Source organism: Qipengyuania sp. YIM B01966, assembly GCF_016461955.1.
Lineage (GTDB): Bacteria > Pseudomonadota > Alphaproteobacteria > Sphingomonadales > Sphingomonadaceae > QFOP01.
In genome coordinates this window covers 1-22,692 of sequence record NZ_JADMNM010000005.1, presented here as the reverse complement: position 1 = coordinate 22,692, position 22,692 = coordinate 1, and the positions used below count along the sequence as shown (strand labels likewise).

Sequence of the window (22,692 nt, the reverse complement as noted above, 5' to 3'; positions counted from 1 at the left end):
CGGGCTCAGCCGGCCGGCACGCGGCGAACAGGAACCGGCGCGTTGCAGATGTCGGCGCCGCCCGCCGGCGTGATGAAGAACGGATCGCGCCGGTTGGCCCGCGCCTCGAGATAGCGGGTGAAACTTTCGCTACTGGTGTCGAGATATTCGTAGGTGGGAAGGGCGGTGATCTCGTTGCCCAAGCGGATTGCGGTGATCGCGGTGCGCTCTTCCGGCGTTTCATAGAAACCCAGCGTGCCGGTGCCGCGCGGCAAGGACGAGAGGTGCTCGATCCCCTCGATCACCCGCCCGACCAGCGCGATGTTGCGATCGAGATGGCGCGGGGCATGGCCGATGACGGTGTAGAGCTCCGCACCGGTGCCGGCATCGGGTGACATATTCCGGCCCACGCCCACCATGCCGTAGCAATGGACGGGCCAGATACGCGTTGGGACGATCTCCCCAGCATTTGCAACGCCCGGCGGTGGGCGTCTGAACTCGCGCTCAACCGCCATCGGAAAGCCACCAACAAAGCCAACGGCATCAACATATGAGTCTGCGAATCCGCGATACCCTGGTGTCGGTGGAGGTGCAGGGTGCAGTTCGAGGCGAGCGGGCCCGCGACCGCCACGGCTAAGCACGTAGCTCAACGGCACGTCATCCGCGGGGGTGGTGTATTGAGATGCTACCGTGTCGTGCAAGCGAGCCGGCAATGCCTTCGCCTTCGCCGCATCCTCGCCATTAGGGTCGCCCCATTGGACGACGTAATTGTCCTGCACGCGGGTGATCGCCATCCCGTCCCACCAATGCGCGGCGGCGAGGCGGCGGATATTGCCGATCCAGCTCTGGCTGAAGGGCGGCGGCATCAGCTGGATGACCACCCGGCGCGCGCGGCCGCGCGCATCGGGGGCGAGGTCCATGACCAACAGGTCGCTCGCATCGATCGCGCGCCAGTCACTACGCGGTGCGGCGGCGACGATCTCGCCAGGTGAGGGGGCGGGCTGGGCCTCCTGCGCCCACAAACCGCTGCTTGTGGCAAGCAGGGCAGTGCCTATCAGGCCGATGGCTGCGCGCATGATAACTCCCTCTCAGATAGCTGCGCGTTGTCTGCCCTGCGTGTCGCCTCAGTGCAATGCTTCCACCGCATACGCACCACAGCGCGGACGCGACGCCTGTCAGGGCGATACGGAGCGGTGGCCGAGTGGTCGGGGCCGGAGCATTGCGAAGGCGGCTCCGCAGGAGCGAACGCGCACGCCTTGCGCCGCCAGGCACACCCAGCTAGGGCGCGACGCCTGCCCAGGGCAATGCGGAGCGGTGGCCGAGTGGTCGAAGGCGCACGCCTGGAAAGTGTGTATGGGTCAAAAGCTCATCGTGGGTTCGAATCCCACCCGCTCCGCCACCGGCCCTTCCAAAACCGGTTATAGCGCTCCAGATTGCTCTGAAAACTTTTACAATTCCTTCCATTTCCGCTCCATAAGCGTCCACCGCTTTCCAACGATAGCCGAACGCTTTTGGGGTATCGTGGGGGTATCGACAGAGTCGGATTGTGGGTATCGATGCTGACGGACAAGGGTGTGCGAGCCACGCTTCCCAAGGACAAGCCTTTCAAGCTGGCAGATTCGGGCGGCTTGTTCCTTCACGTTGCCCCGACCGGGTACAAGAGCTGGCGGTTCAAATACCGGTTGGGCGGCAAGGAGCAGCTGCTTACATTCGGCAGGTACCCCGATGTATCGCTGGCCGATGCGCGGGAATTGCGCAACGAGGCCAGGAAGCAACTACGCGCGGGAAGCGACCCTCGCCATGCCGCGAGGCGCGCGAGGCTGATCGGCGCGAACGAGGACCAGGAAACATTCGAAACAGTCGCGAGGCGCTGGCATGACAAGCAGCGCGGCCGGTGGAAGCCGGTTCACGCAAACGACGTCATCACCAGCCTCGAACGGGACATATTTCCGAAGATCGGCAATATGCCGCTCGACTAGATCGATCGCCGGACGCTCGTTGCCGTGCTGCGCAAGATCGAGGCACGCGGGGCGATCGAGACCGCGCACCGGATTAAGCAGCGGGTTGCCAAGATCTACCAGTTTGCCAACGCCGAGGGCGGCGACTTCGTAAATCCGGCCGCCGACATCAACGAGGCGCTTGCGCCCGTTCCGCCTGCCCAGCGCTATCCGGCGCTGGTGCGGCTAAGCGACATCCGGGAGATGATCGCCAAGATCGATCGAGCCGGCGCATCCCCCGTGACAAGGCTCGCCAGCCGCCTCCTCGCGCTGACCGCCCAGCGCCCGGGCATGATCCGCCTGATGCAGTGGGAGGATGTCGCGGGAGTGGATTGGGCAGATTTGACGTCCAGCATGACAGAAGCGATGTGGATTGTCCCTGCGTCGAAAATGAAGCAGGAACTCCACTTGCGGCGTGACGATGCGTTCAACCACCCTGTGCCGCTTTCAAGACAGGCGGTCGATGTGTTGCGCGCGATACGCTTGTTCACTGAACAATCGAAGTTCGTGTTTCCGAGCATACGCTCGGGCACCGAGCCGATGAGTGGCAACGCCATCGGCTACCTCTATAACCGCGAGAAGTATAAGGATCGCCACGTCCCGCACGGATGGCGCTCGAGCTTCTCGACCATCATGAACGAAATGGTCGAGCGCAAGGCCGGCCAGGACGAGCGGATGCTAGCCGACCGGCTGATCGTCGATCTGATGCTGGCGCATACGCCCAAGGGAATGAGCGCCATCGAGCTGCGCTACAACCGCGCGGCATACCTGCCGCGGCGGCGCGAACTCGCGCAACAATGGGCCGACCTGATCATGGAAGGTGCGATGCCGCTGGCCGAGATAATGGAGAGCCCCCGCCGGAAGCCGCGCGATTAGGACTGGCTATCGAGCTGTTCGCGCAACCACGCCTCGACCTCGTGCCGGTACCAGCGCGAACTTGCACCGAGCTTCAGGCGCCGGGGGAAGTGTCCTTGCTTCTCGAGTTCGTAGATCGTCGACTTCTTGCGAGTGGTGAGGTCCTCGACCTCGCGAAGCGTGAGGAGTCTTGAAGAAAATTCGGGTTGCCGAAAGGCCGGCGTAAGGGAGGCAGGGAGCCTTTCCTGATCAAGATCTTCGCCCCGTGACGCGATAGCGCGCGCTGCCCTGACCTGGGGGTCGAGAACCGCCTCGATCTCCTCGTCCGTTAGCGGGCCTGGGGCCTTGCGTGCGACCGGCCATCGATCGAACTGGGCCTTGTCGACGAATATCCGGTGTGTCAGCAGCGCGCAGGGATCCGCCCACCGCTCGGCATTGAACGCACCCGTGGCAAAGCGAGGCAGCGGGTCGTCGATCTCCCACTTATCCATGCCAAGCGGCTCGACGTCACCTCCCTGCAAGGGCCTGGCGAAGGTTTCGATGCGGCCATGGACGAACTCTCTCGACAGAACCTGCGCCTGCAACTCGATCAGATGCCGGCTGACGTCGTCCTCGCCATTATCTGGCGGTGTGTTGAAGATGTCGTATAGCTCATAACTATAAACTTCGGTCGCTAACTCAACCAGATCACCGAACGCACTGGTGAGGGTTAGGCGATCACGCGAGGGGAGAGAGTCGGCCAACGAGTAAGGGGACCAGGGTTCGATCGGCTGGTTCATGCATTGCCGGATACCAGCCCTGCTGCCCTCTGCAAAGCGCGGCAGCTTTGCGCCCACAATTCGGCCGCTCGCGCCAGCTCGTTGAACTTCCGAAAGCAGACGCGCATAACGGCATGTAGCAGCTGGCCGACTGATCGAGCTGTGGTCGCCCGCACTGGCCCCGGACCAGTCTACCTTGTCCGTAGAGGGCCACTGACAGACCGTGCGCAGATCCGCTTGACCCTGACACGATGTCAAACATCATAAAGTCCCGCATACCGATTCGCTTCGAAGGAACCGACGATGCACGAGATCCATAAGCACCACGACTGCAAGCATGGCTCGCCCGCGGCTCTTTCGGGCGAGCACGATGGCGGGATAACGACCGACCCGGTCTGCGGCATGAAGGTGGATAGCCACACGAGCCCTCACCAGTTCGAGCTTGATCGAAGGCTCTACTGGTTCTGCAGCGCCAGCTGCCTTGGCAAGTTCCAGGCCGATCCGCAGCGCTATCTCTCGGCCCCGACTTCGGAAGCAAGAACAGCGGGTCTGTCAGATGTGCCCGCCGGCACGATCTGGACTTGCCCCATGCATCTCCAGATTCGCCAGAATGGTCCCGGGACCTGCCCCATCTGCGGTATGGCACTGGAGCCGCTGGAGCCGACGCTGGAGGAAGGTCCCAATCCGGAGCTCATAGACATGACGCGGCGCTTCTGGGTGAGCGCCGCGTTCAGCGTCCCGCTTGTGGTTTTGGTCGTGCTCATGGAGCTACTCGGCTGGGAAGTGATGCCCATGCGCACGTCGCAATGGGTGCAGCTGGTGCTCGCCGCGCCGGTCGTGCTGTGGGGCGGCTGGCCGTTCTTCGAGCGGTTCTGGCAGTCGCTGCGAACCCGCAATCTCAATATGTTCACACTCATCGGGCTCGGGGTGGGGGTCGCCTTCGGCTACAGCCTGGTCGCCACCCTCGCGCCCGAGATTTTTCCTCCGGCGCTCCGGACGATGGGCGGGCTGGTGCCGGTCTATTTCGAGGCTGCGGCCGTGATCACCACGCTCGTGCTGCTCGGCCAGGTTCTGGAGCTTCGCGCCCGCTCCGCCACCGGGAAGGCGATCCGCGCCTTGCTCGGCCTGGCTCCCAAGACCGCCCGCAAGGTCAACTCCGACGGTAACGACGAGGACGTCGCACTAGACTTTGTCCAGGTCGGCGATCTCCTGCGCATCCGGCCGGGCGAGAAGGTGCCGGTCGACGGCATCGTGGTCGAGGGCAGGAGCTCGATCGACGAGTCGATGATCAGCGGCGAGCCCGTTCCGGTCGAGAAGGGCGAAGGCGACCGAGTCACCGGCGCCACGGTGAACGGCACCGGCGGCCTGGTCATGCGCGCCGATCGGGTGGGACGCGATACCATGCTCTCGCAGATCGTCCGCATGGTTGCCGACGCGCAGCGTTCGCGCGCGCCGATCCAGGCGCTTGCGGACAGGGTCTCCGGCTGGTTCGTCCCGGGAGTGGTCTTGATCGCCGTCGCCACCTTCGTCGTCTGGAATTTCGTTGGACCTGAACCCCGCGCCGCGCACGCCCTGGTCAACGCGGTGGCGGTTCTCATCATCGCCTGTCCCTGTGCGCTGGGTCTGGCGACGCCGATGTCGATCATGGTCGGGACCGGTCGCGGAGCGACATCCGGAGTGCTGGTCAAGAACGCCGAAGCGCTCGAGCTGACGGAAAAGATCGATACGCTGGTGGTCGACAAGACCGGCACCCTGACGGTCGGCAAGCCGAAGCTGGTGAAGGTCCAGCCGGCAGATGGCTTCGACGAGAACGATGTCCTCCGCCTCTCCGCGGCGCTGGAACGCGGCAGCGAGCACCCGCTGGCTGCCGCGATCGTCGAAGGCGCACAGGACCGGGGAATCGCACTGCCCGAGAGCACCGATTTCGCCTCGGTAACGGGCAAGGGCGTGACCGGCCAGGTGGATGGCCGCCGGGTTGCATTGGGCAACGCTGCTCTCCTTGAAACGGTCGGAGCGGACATCAGCCCGCTCGAAAGCCAGGCGGACCAGCATCGTTCGGAAGGCGAGGGCGTCATGTTCGTCGCTATCGACGGGAAGCTGGCCGGCATCGTGGTGGTTGCGGATCCAATCAAGGACAGCGCTGCCGAGGCCGTCGCGGAGCTCCGCCAGAGTGGCATCCACGTCGTGATGATGACCGGCGACAATCGCCGGACGGCCGACGCGGTCGCCCGCCGGGTCGGGATCGACGAGGTGATGGCCGATGTCCTTCCGCAGCAGAAGCAGGCGAAGGTGGAGGAGCTTCGTCGCGCAGGGCGGCGTGTGGCGATGGCGGGGGATGGTATCAACGACGCTCCGGCTCTCGCAGCCGCCGATGTCGGCATCGCGATGGGCACCGGCACCGACGTGGCGATGGAAAGCGCCGCTATCACCCTGGTCCAGGGCGATCTGCGGGGGATCGTCCGCGCGCGCAAACTCAGCCGCGCGACCATGGCGAACATCCGCCAGAACCTGTTCTTCTCGTTCGTCTTCAACGCCGCCGGGGTGCCCATAGCGGCGGGCGTTCTGTATCCGTGGTTCGGTCTCCAGCTGAGCCCGATCATCGCAGGGGCCGCGATGGCGTTCAGTTCGGTGGCGGTCATCGGCAATTCCCTGCGCTTGCGGAGCATCCACTTGTGAAGATCGGCGAAGCATCGAGCGCGTCGGGCGTGAGCCAGCGGATGATCCGGCATTATGAGAAGGTGGGTCTGATCCCCGCTGCCGCGCGCCGGGATTCCGGGTACCGGGACTACGACAAGACGGACGTTCACACGCTCGCCTTCATTCGGCGGGCTCGCGACCTCGGCTTCGGGATCGAAGAGATCCGGCAGTTGCTGGGGCTATGGCAGGATCGCAGCCGCGCGAGCGCCGAGGTCAAGGCGCTCGCCCTGGCCCGGGCTGCGGAATTGAAGGCCAAGGCCCGGCAGCTCGACTCGATGCGCCGATCGCTCGAGCGCCTGGCCGCCGAGTGTCACGGCGATCAGAAGTCCGATTGCCCCATCCTCGATGATCTCGAGGCCGTCGGGTGATGGCGGAGATTAGACAAGCGGATAGCCGCCCCGAGCGGTTGACCGGCATTAGAAAATTGACCCCTGTTCCGCCCGAGCCTAGGAAGAATTCCTGATGCTTCGCCGACTCCATCTCCTCCTGGCAGCGCTCGCCATGCTCATCGCACCGCTGGCGATGCAGTCGGGCATGGCCATGGCGGCGATGCCAATGAACCATGGCGAGATGACGCAGGCGGGGCATTGCGGCGATGAGGATTCCGGGAGCGAAGACGAGCCGGCTGCGATGACGCAGTGCTGTGTCGCGATGTGTTCCGCCTTGGCCCCGCTCGGCGCGGCCGCGATCGAACCGGTCGCCTATCATGCCCCCATCCTCGCCGGGTTCCGGACGAGCGGGCATCGGGCGTTCCTGGCAAAGCTGCCCACGCCCCCTCCGAGACTTGCGTGAAATCGTTCTTTTTTCGATTTCACGGAGTACATTAACATGAACAAGTTGATCACTGCGGGCGCGCTCGCGATCGCCCTTCCCGGCGTCGCCCACGCCCAGGCTGCTCCCGCGGAGAAGCCGAAGATGGAATGCTGCGAGAAGATGACGGAGAAATGCGCGTGCTGCGACAAGATGGCGGGCAAGCCCGCTGGCGGCACCGCAGCTCCGTCCTCCGATCCGCACGCAGGCCATGAAGTGACGCCCGCGGCCCCGGCCGACGGGCACGCGCACCATTAAGCGTCTCTGAGCTTCCGGCGGGGCCTTGCCCCGTCGGGAGACCGGACGTCGCTGTCAGTGAGCCCAAGGAATCCATCGATGAACGAACTCGTCCTCGGACGGCGTGCGCTGCTGCGCGCCGCCGCCGTCTCCGGCGCAGGCTTCGGCCTCGCGCAAGCTCTGCCCGCCTGGGCCCAACCACTCTCGACAGGGCTCGCCCGGCCTCTGCCGACCGTCAGCGGCAGCGACATTTCTCTCGCGATCGGCCAGGTCAGCGTTGAAGTCGATGGCAAGGTCAGCCGCGCGATCGGAATCAACGGAACCGTGCCTGGCCCACTGATCCGCCTGAAGGAAGGCCAGCGGGTTCGCCTGCGGGTGCAGAACACGCTCGACGAGGAAAGCTCGATCCACTGGCATGGTCTGCTGGTGCCGTTCGAGATGGACGGCGTTCCCGGCGTCAGCTTCCCCGGCATCATGCCGCGATCGACCTTCGACTACGAGTTCGATCTCAGCCATGCCGGAACCTACTGGTATCACAGCCACAGCGCCTACCAGGAGGAGGATGGCGTCTACGGCCCGATCGTGATCGATCCGGCCGGGCCCGATCCTGTCGCCTACGACCGCGAGCATGTGCTTGTGCTGTCCGACCACAGCCCGCTCGCCGGGGCGACCATCTATCGCAAGCTCAAGCAGATGGGCGGTCCGTACTTCAACCGTCAGCGCATGACGCTGTCGGGTTTGCTCGCGGGGCGCGACCTGACGGCGCAGGAGCGCTGGGAGTGGGCGCAGATGCGGATGGACGCGGCCGACATCGCCGACGTCACCGGATCGACCTACGCCTTCACCATCAACGGGTTCGGCCCGTTCGACAACTGGACCGGCCTGTTCACACCCGGCGAACGCGTCCGGCTCCGCGTCATCAACGCCTCGGCACAGACGACCTTCAACATCCGCATCCCCGGGCTGCCGATGACGGTGGTGCAGGCCGATGGCCTCAACGTGCGTCCGGTGGCCGTCGACGAGTTTCAGATCGGCACCGCCGAAACCTACGACGTCGTCGTGACGCCGCAGGACAGGGCCTACAGTTTTGTCAGCGAGGCGAGCGACCGCTCAGGTCTGGGACGGGCAACGCTCGCGCCGCGCGAAGGTATGAGCGCGCCGGTTCCGCCGCTGCGCCCGCGCCCGCTCCTTACCATGAAGGACATGGGCATGGGCGACATGGACCATTCCGGGATGGATCATGGCGCGATGGGCAGTGGATCATCGAACCCGGCGAAGGTACGTGGCGTCGATCCGACTGCCCAACCGAACGCCTCCGGCGAGTTGTGGAAGCTGACCGGCTGGAAAGAGACAGGCGCCGTAGTTGCAACGGCAGCGGCGGCTGGCATGGCGGGTATGGATCACGCGGCGATGGGGCATGGCTCCGCTGCGGCATCTCCGGCGGCAGCACCCATGGACCACGCCGCGATGGGACACACGGCCCCGGCGGCCGAGGGCCAGGCAGCGGCGCCAATGGATCACGGCGCGATGGGCATGCGCGACTTCGCCAACGCACCGCAGGTCGATAAGAACCCCGGCGTGCAGACGATTTCGCCGATGCCGGTCGACCGCATGGGCGATCCGGGGACGGGTCTCGATAACGTCGGCCACCGCGTGCTGACCTATCGTGATCTCGTGGCGCTCGAACGCAACCCCGACGTGCGCGCGCCATCCCGTCAGCTCGACATCCACCTGACCGGCAACATGGAACGCTACATGTGGTCGTTCGACGGGGTGAAGATGAGCGAGCCGGCCGAGCCGATCCCCTTCCGCCACAACGAGCGCGTGCGCGTGCGGCTCGTCAATGACACGATGATGCAGCACCCGATCCATCTGCACGGCCACTTCTTTGAGCTGGTGACCGGGCATGGCGCCTGGTCGCCGCGCAAGCACACGGTGAACGTGCAGCCGGGCGGGACGGCGACCTTCGACGTCACCCTCGATGCGCAGGGCGACTGGGCGTTCCACTGTCACAACCTCTACCACATGACCGCCGGGATGATGCGTGTCGTCACCGTGCGTCCCGACAAGGGAGACGCGTAAGATGATCTGGCTTCACAGACTTCCCCTGCTTGCCGTGGCGGCTTTCGTCAGCGTGCCAGCTGTCGCGCAAGAACAGGCTTCGCCGGACCAGACATCGGTCCCTACCGCAGCCACGAGTTGCACTCCCGAGCATGCTGCCATGGGGCATTGCACGCTGCCGGCAAATCGATCGGCGGTCGCTCAGGCGCAGCCCGGGTCCAAAGCGCCGCCGGCCTGCCTGCCCGAGCACGCCGCGATGGGACATTGCACGCTACCGGAAACCCAACCGGCTGCCGCACAGCCACTTCCCATACCTCAAGCGCCGAGCACTTGCCTGCCCGAACATGCTGCAATGGGCCATTGCACGCGTCCCGCTGCCTCTCCCACAGCGACGCCACAGACCGCGTCCCCGGCCCAAACCACTTGCTCGCCGGAGCATGCGGCGATGGGGCACTGCAAACTCCCCGCAGCGCAACCTGCAGCTCAGGTGACGTGCGCGCCGGAACACGCGGCGATGGGACATTGCACCCCGGCAACGACAGTCGACGTCGAGGGAACGGACCTTCCGGTCGGCTCGGGTGCGGCTCCGCCCGTGCCGACGGACCACGCCGCCGATGCGATCTACGGCCCGTCCGCGATGGCGATGGGGCGCCACCACCTGTCGCTGCATCACGGCGGCCAGAACTTCTCGATGGTAATCCTCAATATCGCGGAGGTGAAGATCAAGAGCGGACGGGACTCTTACGAATGGGGCGGCGAGGCCTGGTATGGCGGGGACATCAATCGGCTGGTCGTCAAAACCGAAGGTGAAGGCGAGTTCGGCGCCGGGGTGGAATCCGCCGAGGTCCAGGCGCTCTATAGCCGCGCCATTGGCCCCTACTTCGATCTTCAGGCCGGCGTCCGGTACGATTTCGAGCCAGACCCATCGCGCGTCTACGCCACGATCGGATTCGAGGGGCTGGCGCCGGGTTTCTTCGACGTCGAGGGCGCGCTGTTCCTGTCGGATCGGGGCGAGCTGTTGGGCCGGCTCGAAGGCTACTACGACCAGCGCATCACCCAGAAGCTGATTCTGCAGCCGCGTGCCGAGCTCAATTTCGCGGCTCAGAGCAGCGAGGACATCGGTGTCGGCGCGGGTCTGACCGTTGCAGAGATCGGCCTCCGGCTGCGCTACGACGTCGCCCGCGAGTTCGCTCCTTACGTGGGCGTCCAATACGAGCGCGCCTTCGGCAGGACCCGCGGTTTCCTGCGCGACGAAGGCGAAGCGACCGGTGGCTGGAGTTTCCTGGCCGGCATCCGCTTCTGGTTCTGAGGGGAGAAGAAGAATGTTGATGACCACCATGATCGCTGCTGCACTGGCGGCTCACGCGGCACCGGATACGCATGCCTCGGCTGCCGCCCCTGTAGCTGCGCAGCCCGCTTCGGCGAGCGAGGATGAGAGCGCCGTTCGCGCGGCATTGGCGCGCTACAAGTCTGCGATCGAGCGGCTGGATGCGTCCGGAACCGAAGCGCTCTTCACCGAGGATTCCGCGGTGTTCGAAACCGGCGGGGTCGAAGGCACCTACAAGGAGGATCTCGCGCACCATCTGGGGCCCGAGCTCGCGGCTTTCCGCTCGTTCGCATTCTCCGACTACACGGTCGCCGTGCGCATCGAAGGCGATATCGCGCTTGCGACGGAAACCTATAACTACCGCATCGAGCGGAAGACTGGCGAGATCGCGACGCGCAAGGGTGTTGCCACGAGCGTCCTCATGCGAACGGCCGATGGCTGGAAAATCCTGGTCATGCACAATTCGGCGCGCAAGCCGAAGGGAGCGTGAGATGACCCAGGTCATCCCACGCTCCCACGCCTGGCTGACACGCTCGGTGTTGGCGGTGTTGGCGATCGTTGCCGTGATTTCGATGCCGGCCGGCCCCCTTTCAGCGCACAAGGATCACAAGGCGAAACAGGAGGCAGTGCAAATCGAAGCCCAGCGTGCGGCGGCTAGTGGATCGGCGCAGACTGCTCCCATGGCGCACGATATGACGATGCCAGATCATGCTGCGGCCATGGCTGGCATGGCCAAAGCCGAGGAACCACCGCAGAGTTTCGGCGCGCGACTGCTCGACTGGCTCGGCCGCTTCCATCCCATGCTGGTGCATTTTCCGATCGCCTTCATCCCGGCGGCGCTCTTCACCGCCGTTGTCGGACGCAAGCGGCCCGGTTTCGCCAAGCCGGTACAGTTCCTCGTGGTGACAGCGGGCGTGACCGCGCCGTTCGCCATGCTGTCAGGCTGGCTGAGCGGCGGGTTCGAACTCGGCCTCGATGACTGGCTGCACCAAAGTCACCGCTGGCTCGGGACCGGCATCGGGCTCGGCGCGTTCGCTTTGGGTGTGTTCGCGCTCAGGCGCCCGGAGCAGGACCGCGGCCCCGGCATGATCATGGGACTTTCGATCCTGACCGCGGCGATCCTCGTGCAGGGCTGGTTCGGCGGCGCGCTCGTGCACGGCGTCGACCACTTGAACTGGTAAGGAGAACGGCTGATGGAAGACCACGCGAATGGAGCGCAGCACGAAGGCGGTTCAAAGCCCTACGTGATGCTGGCCGTTAACCTCGGGCTGAGCCTGCTGGTGATGTATCTCGTCATGTTCGCCATGATCTGGAGCAGGGGCGAGTTCATCCAGAATTTGAACTTCTTCTACATGGCGCTGGTCATGTGGGCGCCGATGGGCGCGATCATGCTGGCGACGATGGGCGGTATGTATCGCAACCGCAGGCTCAACGCCGCGCTCTACCTGGCCTTCGCGGCGATCTTCGTCCTGTCGCTGCTCGGCATCCGCCAGCAGAGTTTGGTAGGCGACGACCAATTCCTACGCTCCATGATCCCGCACCACTCGGGCGCGATCCTGATGTGCGAGGAAGCCGCACTCGCCGATCCCGAGATCCGCCAGCTCTGCGGCGAGATCATCCAGGCCCAGAAAGACGAAATCGCCCAGATGAAGCGGATCATGGACCGCCTCTGACCCAACACGATCTGCAACCATGGAGATATTCAGTGATCCGAATGACCGGAATTGGCGCGCTAGCGCTCCTTGCTTCACTCGGCGCCTGCGGAAGCCCTGAACAGCCTGCCGACGACACCGCGCCCGCCAACGAAATGACCATGGACGGCCCCTATGCCAAATCCGAGATGGCGATGGACAAGGCGATGAAGGCCGCGGTCGGCGTCGATGCCGCCGACACCTGGGTCAAGAAAATGATCGCACACCACGAAGGCGCGATCGACATGTCGCGGACCGTGCTCGGTCTCGAGCCCACCGCCGATGTCGCGGAGATGGCGCAGATGACGATCGACAACCAGGGCGCCGAGATCGAAGCGCTCAAAGCACTCGCCCGCAACGGCACCGCCGATCCCGAAAGCGCCAAGCTCTACGAAGCGGCGATGACCGAGATGCACAGCGAAATGATGGCGGCATCGGGGGCTACCCCTTCGGAGACCTACCTCTCCAAGATGCTTGCCCACCACCGCGGCGCCGTCGCGATGTCGGACATCGCGCTCGCGAACGGCGCGACCGGTGCGGTGCGCGCGCAGATCGAGGAGACACGGGCCGAGCAGCTCAAGGAAATCGCCATGGTCGAAGCCATGCTGCGCGGCGAGCGGATGACTATGCAGGCCCAAGCTAGTAGCGATACCGTCGCGCCGGCACCGGCCGCGAAACCTGCTGCCCCGAAGGCGGCCGCGGAAAGACCGGCCCCTACAAAGCGCGCACCGACCAAGGCAACAGCGGAGTCTGCGGCCGAGCCCGAAGCCTCGCCTACTTGCGCTCCCGAACATCGGGCGGCGGGACACTGCTGATCGTCGCTTGATCGCCCCGGCGAGCATCTCGCCGCTGCCATCCTCATCCAGGACCGAAGTTTTCGCCAGCAGATGCGAACCCACGTAATCGCCCGCAAGACGCACAAATGGCTCGGGCTGTTCATCGGCCTGCAGGTGGTCGTCTGGTCGCTGAGCGGCATCTACATGACCGTCGTTCACATCGATACGATCCACGGCGACCATCTCGTTCGTGAAGCGCCTAATCCCGGCATCGAGGCGGACGCCTTGCAGGATCCGCTTGCGCTTGCCGCCCGGGAAAAAGGCCACTGGCATCAGACTGGCCTGGGTCGACCAGCACCCGATCTATATTACCGACGGGCCCTCGGGAGAGCGCGCCTTCGCGGCAACCTCGGCTGCACCGATGAAAGCTCCAAACGAGCAGGCAATCAGGGCCCTGGCTTCGACCTACTACACCGGGTCCGAGCCCATCGCATCTGCCGAACTCATCGCCGAAGTGCCTGGCGAAATTCGCGGACGCGCGCCGCCGCTCTGGCGCGTCGAATTCGATCACTGGAACCGGCCGACCTTCTATCTCTCACCAGTCACCGGTGAACTCCTTTCGCGGCGGCACGAGCTGTGGCGCGTTTTCGACTTCGTGTGGATGCTCCACATCATGGATTACGCCGAGCGGGAGAACGTCAACAATCCGCTGCTGCGTGCCTTCAGCTGGGGTGCGGTGCTGATGGCTCTCTCGGGCAAATGGTTGCTGTTCTACGCCTTCCCTAGGCGCAAGAAGAAGGAGCGCAGCACCCCATGACAATCAAGTCGATCTGGCTGCGGAGGATCCACAAGTGGGTCGGGCTCGCGATAGGCCTGCAGTTCGTGCTGTGGACGGTCAGCGGCGCCGCGATGGCGCTGCTCGATATGGAGACGGTCGCCGGAGGCCCCCGGCCTCAAGCGATTCAATCGGCGCTTGCTGGCGAGGCTAGCGGGTGGCCGGCGATCGTCGGGCAGCTGGATCGCGGGACGATCGAGGGGCTGCGGCTGAAGACGCTCCTCGAACGGCCGGTCGTAGAAGTGCGGACCGCGCGATCGACCCAGACGTTCGACGCCCGAACGGGGGTACGAGTGACGATCGATGCGCCTACCGCCCGCGCGATCGCGCAGTCAAACCATCCCAATGGGGCAAGTCCCGGCGCGGCGAAGGTTCTCACCGAGCGATCGCTACCGGTCAGGGACCACGAGCCGCCGATCTGGCGGGTCGATTTCGCCGACGATGACGCGAGCACCTACTACGTGTCGGCCACCACGGGCGCTGTGCTCGAGCGGCGGAACGACACCTGGCGCTGGTGGGATTTCTTCTGGATGCTCCACAATATGGATTACGCCGACCGGACGAGCTTCAACCATCCGCTAGTCATTACAGCCGGCATCGCCATGGCGTGGCTAGCGGTGACCGGCTTCTGGCTGCTGTTTCGAACGATGTGGCGGCACGATTTCGTGTGGATCAGGATAGGTCGAAGGGATCATCAGCATTAGGAGCCGCCGCCACGAGCGGCCGACCGCTATGTCGGCTGACCGCTTTGGCCCTGCAAATCACACTGTGACCCGCGAACCGGGTCGGGCATCGAAGACGATCCCGCACTCAGCCCCAGCCTCGCAACTTGCCACGGTCGCCATTGCGTCGCAGACGGTTGGCGGGAAACCCGCACGGGCATGTCCATGCTTGAACTCCTCGACCCCGCCTGGTCTCCGACGCCGCCTCGCCGGCCTTGTCGCTCGGGACGGTAACCCATGTTCACCGCGAGCCGGCTTCCGCAATGGCTTCCAATATCTGACAATCCGCCATGTGGCCGCCGTCGCAATTGAAGGCAACCTCCTCAAGCTCGGTCCGCAGCAGCGCCAAGCGCGCCATTCTCGCCTCAACGCCGGCGAGATGGCGGCGTGCGATGGCGGCCGCCGCGCCGCAATCGCGATCCGGCTGCTCCGAGAGGGAAATCAGTGACTTCAACTCTTCGGTCGAAAAGCCCAGCTCTCGCCCGTTGCGGATGAATTTCAACCTTCTCACGTCCGCTTCGCCATAGGTGCGGCGACCCGAATCGGTTCGCGCCGCCAGCGGCATCAGTCCGATATCCTCATAGAAACGGATCGTGTTGACCTTGGCGCCGGTACGCCGCGCCAGTTCGCCGATCATCAACATCGCCATAGCGCTTGATCCTCCAAAGACTGGAGGATGTAGTCTCGGGCCATCACGAGTCAATATCGAAGGAACAAAGGCGTAATGAGTCAGGGAGACTTCACGCCGGCACTTGGCCGGACCGAACTCACCGGCGTTTACGATCTTGCGATCAGGTTGCTGACGCGGGAGAGGCGATGGCTCAGCCCTGCTCGAGCAGCTCGCCCCGGACGGCCGCGATAAGATCCTCGACGTTGGCTGCGGCACCGGGACTTTTGCGTTGCTCGTCAAGAGGGCCGCACCGGGAGCGCACGTCGTGGGTCTGGACCCGGATCCAGCGGCGCTCAAGATTGCCTCCGCCAAAGCACGTGCCGCCGGTGTCGAGATCGAATGGCGGCAGGGATCCGCACACGAGGCGGATGGTTTGGATTGCTCTTTCACCAAGGCCGTCTCAAGCCTCGTTTTCCATCAAGTGCCGATGGAGGAAAAGAAGCGCGGGATCGCTGCCATGGCGAGGGCCGTGATCCCCCTCGGGGAGGTGCATATAGCCGACTATGCGCGCCAGCACTCCCGGCTCATGCGCACCTTGTTCCGCATCGTGCAACACCTGGATGGTTTCCAAAACACCGAACCAAACGCAAGCGGAGCGATCGAAGCAATCCGCGCTGACCTTGATCCCGACAGCGGGAGCTCCAGCGGGACGATCCGGACGCTGACGGGTGAGATCAGCCTTTTCCGTCTGCAGGTAACGCCCGCTTTGCAAAACTCGCTTGCTCCTCCAGCGACTGGAGGTTCTAGAGAGCCGTCATGAGCGAATCGAAAGAAGAGAGCGGCTGCGGCTGCCACGGCGACACCGAGAGGGCTGCGGCCGATCCCGCCTACCGTCGCGCGCTCTGGATCGTTGTCATCCTCAACGTCGGCTTCGGCCTCATCGAACTGGCCGGCGGCTTTCTTGCCGGCAGCCAGGCGCTGAAAGCGGACTCGCTCGACTTCCTCGGCGATGGTTCGATCACCTTCATCGGTTTGCTCGCGCTGGCTTGGGCACAATCCACCCGCGCGAAGGTGGCGCTTGCCCAAGGCATCTTTCTCGCGCTGCTCGGATCGTGGGTGCTCGGCATGGCGATCTGGCGTGCGATCGGCGCGGTGCCTCCGGAGGCGGAAATGATGGGCGGGATCGGCATCGCGGCGCTGGCGGTCAACGTGACGGCTGCGCTCGTCCTCGCCCGCTTCCGGGATAGCGGCGATGCCCAGGCGCGGGCTATCTGGTTGTTCTCGCGTAACGACGCGATCAACAATGTGGCGGTCATCATAGCCGCCGGCTTCGTCTACTGGCTGCAGAGCGCGTGGCCGGACCTTGTGGTCGCGGCGATCATCGCCATCGCCTTCCTCCATTCGGCCTGGGAAATCATTCGCGACGCCACACAGGAGCTCCGGAAGAGCGCATGAGACTGCTCAAGTTTATGCAAGCGGTTGTCCTGGGGATCCTGCTCGCCTGCTCGACGGCAGCGTTCGCGCAAGCGCAAACGGCGCCGGCGCAAACCATCTGGCGCCTTCTCGATTATATCGCCGTCGATTACCCGGGCGCAGTGTCCGATGGCCGCCTCATCAGCGACGTCGAGTATTCCGAGATGGTGGAGTTCTCCGCGAGCGTGCGACAAAGACTGGCGCAGCTCCCTCCCACCGCGGCGAAGGGGAAACTCGTTCGAGATGCCGCGAGACTTGAGTCGACGATTGCCGACAAGGCGCCTGCCGAGCAGGTGGCAACCTCCGCGCGAGACATCGCCCGCGCGCTGCTGACGGCCTATCCTGTGCCGCTTGCGCCCGCCGGCATTCCCGATCTGTCGCGCGGCGCCGCGCTTTACGCGGAGAACTGCGCGAGCTGTCACGGCGCGAACGGCAACGGACGAGGGCTGGCTGCTCAGGGCATGGAGCCGCCGCCCATCGATTTCACCGACCGGGCCCGCGCCCGCGAGCGCAGCCTTTTCGCGCTTTACCAAGTGATCGAGCAGGGACTCGAGGGTACGGCGATGCCTGGCTTCGCTCAGCTTCCGCCGCAGGACCGGTGGATGCTCGCCTTCCATGTCGGCCAGTTCGCCTACCCGCCGAGCACCGCCAACAAGGGGAACGGATCTGGCAAGCCGATCCGGAGGCTCGAAGCGTCGTTCGGGACCTGGCTGCACTTGTCCGCCTGACACCGACTCAGCTTGAAGAAGCGCTGGGTCCTGAACGCGGCGCCGCCGTCGCTGCATATCTGCGCAGCAATCCATCGGCCGTGGCGGATACTGCATCGGGCTCGCTCGCGCTCTCGAAGGAACGCCTTGCACAGGCAGTCGAAGCTTACGCGCGTGGTGACAGCGACAGCGCGACCGACCTTGCGCTTTCTGCCTATCTCGACGGCTTCGAACCCGTCGAGCCTCTCCTGAGCGCGCGAGACGCCGGCCTCATGCGGCGGATCGAGTCCGCGATGGCCGAATTGCGGGCGGCCATCGGCCGTGATGACACGCCAGAGGAAGTCCGCGCACGAGCGGACGAGCTCACGCTGCTGTTTCATGAGGCGGAGATCGCGCTGGCGCCCGAGGCCGGCAGCGCTGTCGCGAGTTTCGTGGGAGCATTCACGATCCTGCTGCGCGAGGGCCTGGAAGCGCTGCTTATCGTCATCGCGATGATCGCCTTCCTGCGCCAGGCGAAGCGAGAGGATGTCTTGGGCTACGTCCACGGCGGCTGGGTAGCCGCTCTGCTGGCCGGCATCGCCACCTGGGCCGCCGCGACCTACGTCATCACCGTGAGCGGCGCGAGCCGCGAGTTGACGGAAGGCTTCGGCGCCTTGTTCGCCGCGGCGGTTCTCCTGTCGGTCGGCATCTGGATGCACGGCAAGGCGCAAGCCGGCGCGTGGCAGCGCTACATTCGCGAAAAGCTTTCGAAAGCTCTCTCCAGGCGCTCGGCCTGGTTCCTGTTCGGGCTGACCTTCGTCGTCGTCTATCGTGAGGTGTTCGAAACGATCCTGTTCTACACGGCGCTCTGGAGCCAGGGGAACGGAGGCGCCATAGCGGCTGGCGCCGTCGTGGCGGCGGTGGTGCTTGCCGTGGTCGCGGTCGCAATGCTGCGCTACAGCCAGACGCTCCCGATCGCCAAGTTCTTCACCTACAGCTCCATCCTGATCGCCATTCTCGCGGTGACTCTCGCCGGCAAGGGTGTTGCGGCGCTGCAGGAAGCCGGATGGATAGCCGTCGAACCGGTCGACTGGGTTCCGAGAATCGACATTTTCGGCATGTCGCCGACAATCCAGGCGCTGCTGGCGCAAATCCTGGTTGCGGCGGTCCTTGTCCTTGGTTTCTGGCGCAACCGCAGAATGGCTGCGCACAGACTTGCTGCTGACAGTGAACCTGCCGGGTCAGCCGGACCGCGGGATGATCGTGAAGGGGAGCCTTCGTGAACGTTTCAGGGGCGCGCGGAATAACGATGGGTCATCCGCTTGCTCCGAGCATTCCTGTACTTGAGCCTGTGAAACCGCGCCACCTTTCCCTAACGAGCCGCTGATGCGCTATTTCCTCATCCTCTTCGCCGTCACGGCGTTCATCTGGTCCGGGATTCATGCCGAGTCGGCCGAGGCTCGTTAGAACGATCCCGCACACTGGGCCGAAAGCAGCCATCATGCGCAGGATCAGGACAGCGATTCCGATACCGACGCCAGCCTCGATCATCATGGCTGCCATCATCATTGTCCAGCTGGAACGGCGGACCATTTGACGGCTGGGCAACAGGCCGTCCTGTTCGGAAAGGACGTAATCATGAAAGCGCAGATCGATCACCTGCCGCTGGCCTACAAGGGCATGCGCCCGACGCAGGGCCGCACGCTCGCGGTGATGCAGGTCTGCGCCGGTTCCCAGAGCTTCAACACGGTCAATACGTTGCGCGTGCTTGGTCGCTGGATGCGCATGGTCACAATCCCAAACCAGTCGTCGGTCGCCAAGGCGTATGAAGAGTTCGACAATGCGGGCCGGATGAAGCCGTCGGCCTATTACGACCGCATCGTCGATGTGATGGAGGAACTGGTCCGCTTCACCGTTCTGCTGCGACCGCACGCGGTTCAGTTGGTCGATCGATATTCCGAGCGCAAGGACAAAGATCGTACGGTAGAGACGCACGTCGAGAAATCTGGATTGGCAACGGAATGAAGGGTGTCAGAAGTCGGCCTTGTAGAAGGTCTGCCTAGCTAAGTTCCAAATTCCAAAACCGACAGTCCGCAAGCGGCCCAAAAGCGGACGTTCCCCGATGAGGCGGCTGTCAATAGTCGCAAGTTGCACACTGGTCAGGTTGCCGCTTCCAGCGCCCGTGCGCCTCGCAAAAAATAGCTCCGCCGTGATCAATGAGGTAAGAGCATTAGTCACTGCCCTTTCGGGCACTGATCTATGAAACTATACTTGCCCCGAGCTTCTCGATTTCCCATCCGCCGCCCATGCTTCGCAAGCGGTACGCGCCGTGTTCCGCGCCGAGGTTGTCATAGGTTGCGCCACCCGAACCGACGCAGAAACCGCGATTGCCCGAACAATCGATCCGGGCAACGACAAACATTCCGCTTTCGCCGTTTGCCGTCAGGACTACGCCGGCGCCACTCCACTAGCACTCCGCTTCGGGATGAAGCGGCCCGAAACGCTGCGATAGCCTAGCGATCAACCCGCCCACGGCAGCGCGCAGGCAGATATGGCCACGCATATTGCCTTCGCGACCTTCGTAGTTTTCGAGGATATAGGCAAACATCGCTTCGCGCGGGTCGGCGACGTTCCTGATCGTCCGTCGCGGCCACCGCTGCCCGTCCCAGCGCTCGTCGAAAGCTTGCGACAGCAGCGAATCTTGCGCCGATGGTGCGGGAGGCGGCGGAGGCGGCGGATCGGGGATACCGCCCGGCTTCGAGGGATCGAATTTTGCAATCTCATGAAGCTGGACGTCGGGACCTTTGCAATCGGCAGGCACCTCGCCATCGGCCAGTCCCGCCACAGCGGCATCGGGCGGATAGAAACCGCCTCCTCCGCGGACCAACTCCCCCTCGCGAATTCGCAACCCCGAAGTGTAATTGTTCACAAGCCAGTCGGTCTCGTCGAGCCGAGCGACGCGCACATCTTCGTCACCCCAGAGGATCAAGGCGCGCTGTCCCGGCGCATGTTCAAGATAGAGGCACGATCCGCTCGCGTGATCCTGCCCGATATGCGCGCCTCCATCGCAAGGTCCGACCCGTCATGTAGAATGACGGGCAGCGACGACGCCGTTTCGCCGCGCTCGGTCTCGATCTCGGGCTCGGTCTCGGTCGGCGACAAGCAGCCGGAAAGCGTTACGGCAAGGACGGAGCAGAAAATCACTTCGTCATGCAGATCCAACTATTTCTCCGTGCGGCGCGTTCCGGCTACAATCGGCATCGCGAAGTTGTTGCGCGGCGCTCAGCATTCAAAATCCCCAAAAGAGATTGCAGTCGATCGGTTCGAGGTTTGGGTCGCGCAGGCGGCGGTCAGCCTCGCGCTGCGCCTGCCGGACGGCACAGGCATTGGCCCGCCTGATTATCTGTGCAGGGCGGTCGCCACTACGTTCGCCGTAGCGGCGCAGTGCCGGGTTGAAGCGTTCGGGCCAGGCGAACGGGTCGGTGACCGTCGTTACGCTGACGACCTTGTGGTCCCCGCAAGCTGCCGCCAGTTCAGGCGAGGCTGCAGAGGGTTCGCTGAACCATCCCGTTTCTGCCGAAAGACCGACCCGAACGGTTCCCATCCTGTCTGGCTCGTATCGGGAACCGAAAGCCAGATAGCCCTCATCGTCGATAGTCAGCGCAGTTCCGTAAGGAAAATGGACCAACGGATCGTTATCGCCCTCGCGGTCGAGAAAGAAGCAGCCATCCCGCAACACGATTGTGTGCTGGCTGCCGAGATCGAGAACGTCGCCTGCTGGCTCCTTCGCCTGCGGAAATGCGCGGATGTAGTAGGAAAGTACAGGCGGCACGGGAGGTCTGGCCAGCTTCGGCTCGTCCGTCACCGGCCCGGGCGTCCATTCCTTATCGAGTTCGGAGAATGGCGGCGGCAGAGGCGCTTCCAGTATTGTGAGACGACCGCTGCGCTCCTGCGTTGCACCGACCGGGATCGAGGCCGGTTCTACGCATGCGGCGATCGCATTGCCTGCTTCCAGGATCAGTCGACCATTCTCGTCGAACGTGCACAGTGCCGCCTCGTCCTCAAACTGTGTGCAGGCTGCGAGAAAGACAGCCGCCGTCAGGGCAGTGCAAATACGCATCATCGCTCCGCACTGCCTCTCAGCACATGTCCGCCGCCAGCGATGAGGAACTCTCCGTTAGGCCCCACCAGATAACGGGGATCAGAGCGCATGAGATCGGCGAATACGTGGTCGATAGCGAGGTATTCATCGGTGCAGTTCGGCTCGGTGGCGCCAATCTCGTCTTCGACCAGCAGACGGTCTCCCTGGATCGCGTAGATGCCGAACAGCGTGGCGCACGAAGCCAGCCCTTGCCATCCATCCTGCGAAAAGCGCAGGTGCCTGTCGTCGGGGCTCGAGCTTGCCGCTTTCCCGTCGATGCTCCTGATCGTCCAGCGCGTGCCGGCCAATTTTTGCGAGACTGGACCGGCGACAGGAATGCGCATGGGATCGGGCGATAGTGCTGAATCACTCGCCCGGTCCGTCCGCCTCAGCATCAGTCGATGGTTTGAGGAACGGATCTCAAGTTGGTCGTTTTCGAGCAGCACCCGCGGATTTGCACGGAAAAGCTCCAAGATGGCTTGCTCTTGCTCGTTCAGCCGGCCCGGACACCCCATCGCATCGCCGCCCCAGCTATGAACCGCTACCCGGCCCTCGGCAAAGAGAGCCAGCCCTCCGAATGCGTTGCAACCGATCGACCCGCCGATCGCGTCGTTTGAGATGGCGATGAGAGGTTCCTCCGCCGTTTCGGGCAGGGTCTCGCCATCGATGCTGACCACCCGCCAATCACCTTCGAGATCTTCCAGCGAGCGAATATGACGGTCGATATCCTCACCAACGTCAGCGCCCGCGGTCCGGTCCGCGGAGCCCTGAGGATCCCCCCCGAAGTCGACCGTGTCCGTTGTCGCGCCGAACGCGGACCGGGCGCTTTGCAGATATGCGCTCTCGAACGTCAGATCGTCCGAGAGCCACAGCGCGTTGGCTACCGAGAGCGCGACCTGTTTGTCGCCTGTGTCCGTCAGGAATCGATCATACCCTTTCACCAACAACTCAGGCCGCGAGGCCACATCCCAGCCATAAGCCCGCGCATCTCCATCTCGGTCTGACCTCGCGCGCGCAGCGCCCTTGTAGTCGCTCAT

24 protein-coding genes, 1 tRNA gene and 2 pseudogenes are annotated in these 22,692 nt (G+C 64.2%); 19 read left to right on the top strand and 8 right to left on the bottom strand.

The genetic code is table 11. From position 1 onward, the window contains the following. Positions 1 to 5: 5 nt before the first annotated feature. Positions 6 to 1,055 (bottom strand): peptidylprolyl isomerase, encoded by a 1,050-nt coding sequence (locus ILT46_RS07320; RefSeq protein WP_199503982.1) that lies wholly within the window; start codon positions 1,053 to 1,055, stop codon positions 6 to 8. A gap of 232 nt (positions 1,056 to 1,287) precedes the next feature. Here ILT46_RS07320 and ILT46_RS07315 point away from each other — a divergent pair. Both ILT46_RS07315 and ILT46_RS07310 read left to right on the top strand, forming a co-directional pair. Further along, positions 1,288 to 1,378: transfer RNA gene (locus tag ILT46_RS07315), tRNA-Ser, on the top strand. 157 nt (positions 1,379 to 1,535) lie between these two features. After that, positions 1,536 to 2,852, top strand: a pseudogene (locus ILT46_RS07310) (tyrosine-type recombinase/integrase). Here ILT46_RS07310 and ILT46_RS07305 read toward each other — a convergent pair. Then, on the bottom strand, positions 2,849 to 3,610 hold the full coding sequence (locus tag ILT46_RS07305; protein WP_199503981.1) for a helix-turn-helix transcriptional regulator: 762 nt from the start codon (positions 3,608 to 3,610) through the stop codon (positions 2,849 to 2,851). The pseudogene ILT46_RS07310 and the gene ILT46_RS07305 sit on opposite strands and share 4 nt — an antisense overlap. Positions 3,611 to 3,892: 282 nt before the next feature. Here ILT46_RS07305 and ILT46_RS07300 point away from each other — a divergent pair, with 282 nt between their 5' ends. The 12 genes from ILT46_RS07300 to ILT46_RS07245 all read left to right on the top strand — a co-directional run bounded on the left by ILT46_RS07300 (position 3,893) and on the right by ILT46_RS07245 (position 14,727). Then, the gene (locus tag ILT46_RS07300; protein ID WP_199503980.1) at positions 3,893 to 6,265 is read left to right on the top strand and encodes a heavy metal translocating P-type ATPase; all 2,373 of its coding nucleotides are present in this window, start codon (positions 3,893 to 3,895) and stop codon (positions 6,263 to 6,265) included. After that, positions 6,262 to 6,654, top strand: coding sequence for a Cu(I)-responsive transcriptional regulator (gene cueR, locus ILT46_RS07295; protein WP_199503979.1), 393 nt, complete (start codon positions 6,262 to 6,264; stop codon positions 6,652 to 6,654). The genes ILT46_RS07300 and cueR overlap by 4 nt, the downstream gene beginning before the upstream one ends. 94 nt (positions 6,655 to 6,748) lie before the next feature. Next, positions 6,749 to 7,078 (top strand): hypothetical protein, encoded by a 330-nt coding sequence (locus ILT46_RS07290; RefSeq protein WP_199503978.1) that lies wholly within the window; start codon positions 6,749 to 6,751, stop codon positions 7,076 to 7,078. A 36-nt stretch (positions 7,079 to 7,114) separates the two neighbouring features. Then, the gene (locus ILT46_RS07285; protein ID WP_199503977.1) at positions 7,115 to 7,354 is read left to right on the top strand and encodes a hypothetical protein; all 240 of its coding nucleotides are present in this window, start codon (positions 7,115 to 7,117) and stop codon (positions 7,352 to 7,354) included. 78 nt (positions 7,355 to 7,432) lie between these two features. Next, positions 7,433 to 9,415: a copper resistance system multicopper oxidase gene (locus ILT46_RS07280; protein WP_199503976.1), complete on the top strand. Its 1,983-nt coding sequence runs from the start codon at positions 7,433 to 7,435 to the stop codon at positions 9,413 to 9,415. Between the two features lie 424 nt (positions 9,416 to 9,839). Beyond that, on the top strand, positions 9,840 to 10,703 hold the full coding sequence (locus ILT46_RS07275; RefSeq protein ID WP_370592377.1) for a copper resistance protein B: 864 nt from the start codon (positions 9,840 to 9,842) through the stop codon (positions 10,701 to 10,703). Positions 10,704 to 10,722: 19 nt separating this feature from the next. Continuing rightward, positions 10,723 to 11,211, top strand: a complete 489-nt coding sequence (locus ILT46_RS07270) for a YybH family protein (RefSeq protein ID WP_233397086.1) — start codon at positions 10,723 to 10,725, stop codon at positions 11,209 to 11,211. A 1-nt stretch (position 11,212) separates the two neighbouring features. Continuing rightward, positions 11,213 to 11,902 (top strand): DUF2231 domain-containing protein, encoded by a 690-nt coding sequence (locus ILT46_RS07265; protein WP_199503975.1) that lies wholly within the window; start codon positions 11,213 to 11,215, stop codon positions 11,900 to 11,902. 12 nt (positions 11,903 to 11,914) lie between these two features. After that, the gene (locus ILT46_RS07260; RefSeq protein ID WP_199503974.1) at positions 11,915 to 12,394 is read left to right on the top strand and encodes a DUF305 domain-containing protein; all 480 of its coding nucleotides are present in this window, start codon (positions 11,915 to 11,917) and stop codon (positions 12,392 to 12,394) included. A gap of 41 nt (positions 12,395 to 12,435) precedes the next feature. Beyond that, the gene (locus ILT46_RS07255) at positions 12,436 to 13,227 is read left to right on the top strand and encodes a DUF305 domain-containing protein (protein ID WP_233397101.1); all 792 of its coding nucleotides are present in this window, start codon (positions 12,436 to 12,438) and stop codon (positions 13,225 to 13,227) included. Between the two features lie 259 nt (positions 13,228 to 13,486). After that, positions 13,487 to 14,005, top strand: a complete 519-nt coding sequence (locus ILT46_RS07250; protein ID WP_233397085.1) for a hypothetical protein — start codon at positions 13,487 to 13,489, stop codon at positions 14,003 to 14,005. Beyond that, the gene (locus ILT46_RS07245) at positions 14,002 to 14,727 is read left to right on the top strand and encodes a PepSY domain-containing protein (protein ID WP_199503972.1); all 726 of its coding nucleotides are present in this window, start codon (positions 14,002 to 14,004) and stop codon (positions 14,725 to 14,727) included. The genes ILT46_RS07250 and ILT46_RS07245 overlap by 4 nt, the downstream gene beginning before the upstream one ends. Positions 14,728 to 14,986: 259 nt before the next feature. Here ILT46_RS07245 and ILT46_RS07240 read toward each other — a convergent pair whose 3' ends face one another. Next, entirely contained in the window at positions 14,987 to 15,394 is a 408-nt protein-coding gene (locus ILT46_RS07240; RefSeq protein WP_199503971.1) for a MerR family transcriptional regulator, read from the bottom strand. 178 nt (positions 15,395 to 15,572) lie between these two features. Here ILT46_RS07240 and ILT46_RS07235 point away from each other — a divergent pair, with 178 nt between their 5' ends. The 4 genes from ILT46_RS07235 to ILT46_RS12390 all read left to right on the top strand — a co-directional run bounded on the left by ILT46_RS07235 (position 15,573) and on the right by ILT46_RS12390 (position 18,797). Continuing rightward, a complete protein-coding gene (locus ILT46_RS07235) occupies positions 15,573 to 16,175 on the top strand; it encodes a class I SAM-dependent methyltransferase (protein WP_199504131.1) in 603 nt (200 codons plus the stop codon). Further along, on the top strand, positions 16,172 to 16,810 hold the full coding sequence (locus ILT46_RS07230; RefSeq protein WP_199503970.1) for a cation transporter: 639 nt from the start codon (positions 16,172 to 16,174) through the stop codon (positions 16,808 to 16,810). The genes ILT46_RS07235 and ILT46_RS07230 overlap by 4 nt, the downstream gene beginning before the upstream one ends. Continuing rightward, entirely contained in the window at positions 16,807 to 17,556 is a 750-nt protein-coding gene (locus ILT46_RS12395) for a c-type cytochrome (protein ID WP_370592376.1), read from the top strand. The genes ILT46_RS07230 and ILT46_RS12395 overlap by 4 nt, the downstream gene beginning before the upstream one ends. Positions 17,557 to 17,636: 80 nt before the next feature. Then, positions 17,637 to 18,797 (top strand): FTR1 family iron permease, encoded by a 1,161-nt coding sequence (locus ILT46_RS12390; RefSeq protein WP_370592375.1) that lies wholly within the window; start codon positions 17,637 to 17,639, stop codon positions 18,795 to 18,797. A gap of 31 nt (positions 18,798 to 18,828) precedes the next feature. Here the strand turns inward: ILT46_RS12390 and ILT46_RS07220 are convergent, their stop codons facing one another. After that, positions 18,829 to 19,173, bottom strand: a complete 345-nt coding sequence (locus ILT46_RS07220) for a hypothetical protein (RefSeq protein ID WP_199504159.1) — start codon at positions 19,171 to 19,173, stop codon at positions 18,829 to 18,831. Between ILT46_RS07220 and ILT46_RS07215 the strand changes: the two are divergent. After that, positions 19,150 to 19,539 (top strand): annotated as a pseudogene (locus ILT46_RS07215) (NAD(P)H-dependent oxidoreductase); the annotation flags it as partial. The gene ILT46_RS07220 and the pseudogene ILT46_RS07215 sit on opposite strands and share 24 nt — an antisense overlap. A 442-nt stretch (positions 19,540 to 19,981) precedes the next feature. Here ILT46_RS07215 and ILT46_RS07210 read toward each other — a convergent pair. The 4 genes from ILT46_RS07210 to ILT46_RS07195 form a co-directional block, all read right to left on the bottom strand. Continuing rightward, positions 19,982 to 20,503 (bottom strand): hypothetical protein, encoded by a 522-nt coding sequence (locus ILT46_RS07210; protein WP_199503969.1) that lies wholly within the window; start codon positions 20,501 to 20,503, stop codon positions 19,982 to 19,984. After that, entirely contained in the window at positions 20,500 to 20,736 is a 237-nt protein-coding gene (locus ILT46_RS07205; protein WP_199503968.1) for a hypothetical protein, read from the bottom strand. Before ILT46_RS07205 ends, ILT46_RS07210 begins: the two co-directional genes overlap by 4 nt. Positions 20,737 to 20,803: 67 nt before the next feature. Further along, positions 20,804 to 21,637: a hypothetical protein gene (locus ILT46_RS07200; RefSeq protein ID WP_199503967.1), complete on the bottom strand. Its 834-nt coding sequence runs from the start codon at positions 21,635 to 21,637 to the stop codon at positions 20,804 to 20,806. Beyond that, the coding region (locus ILT46_RS07195) for an META domain-containing protein (protein ID WP_199503966.1) at positions 21,634 to 22,692 on the bottom strand (1,059 nt) is incomplete at its 5' end. The genes ILT46_RS07195 and ILT46_RS07200, both read right to left, overlap by 4 nt.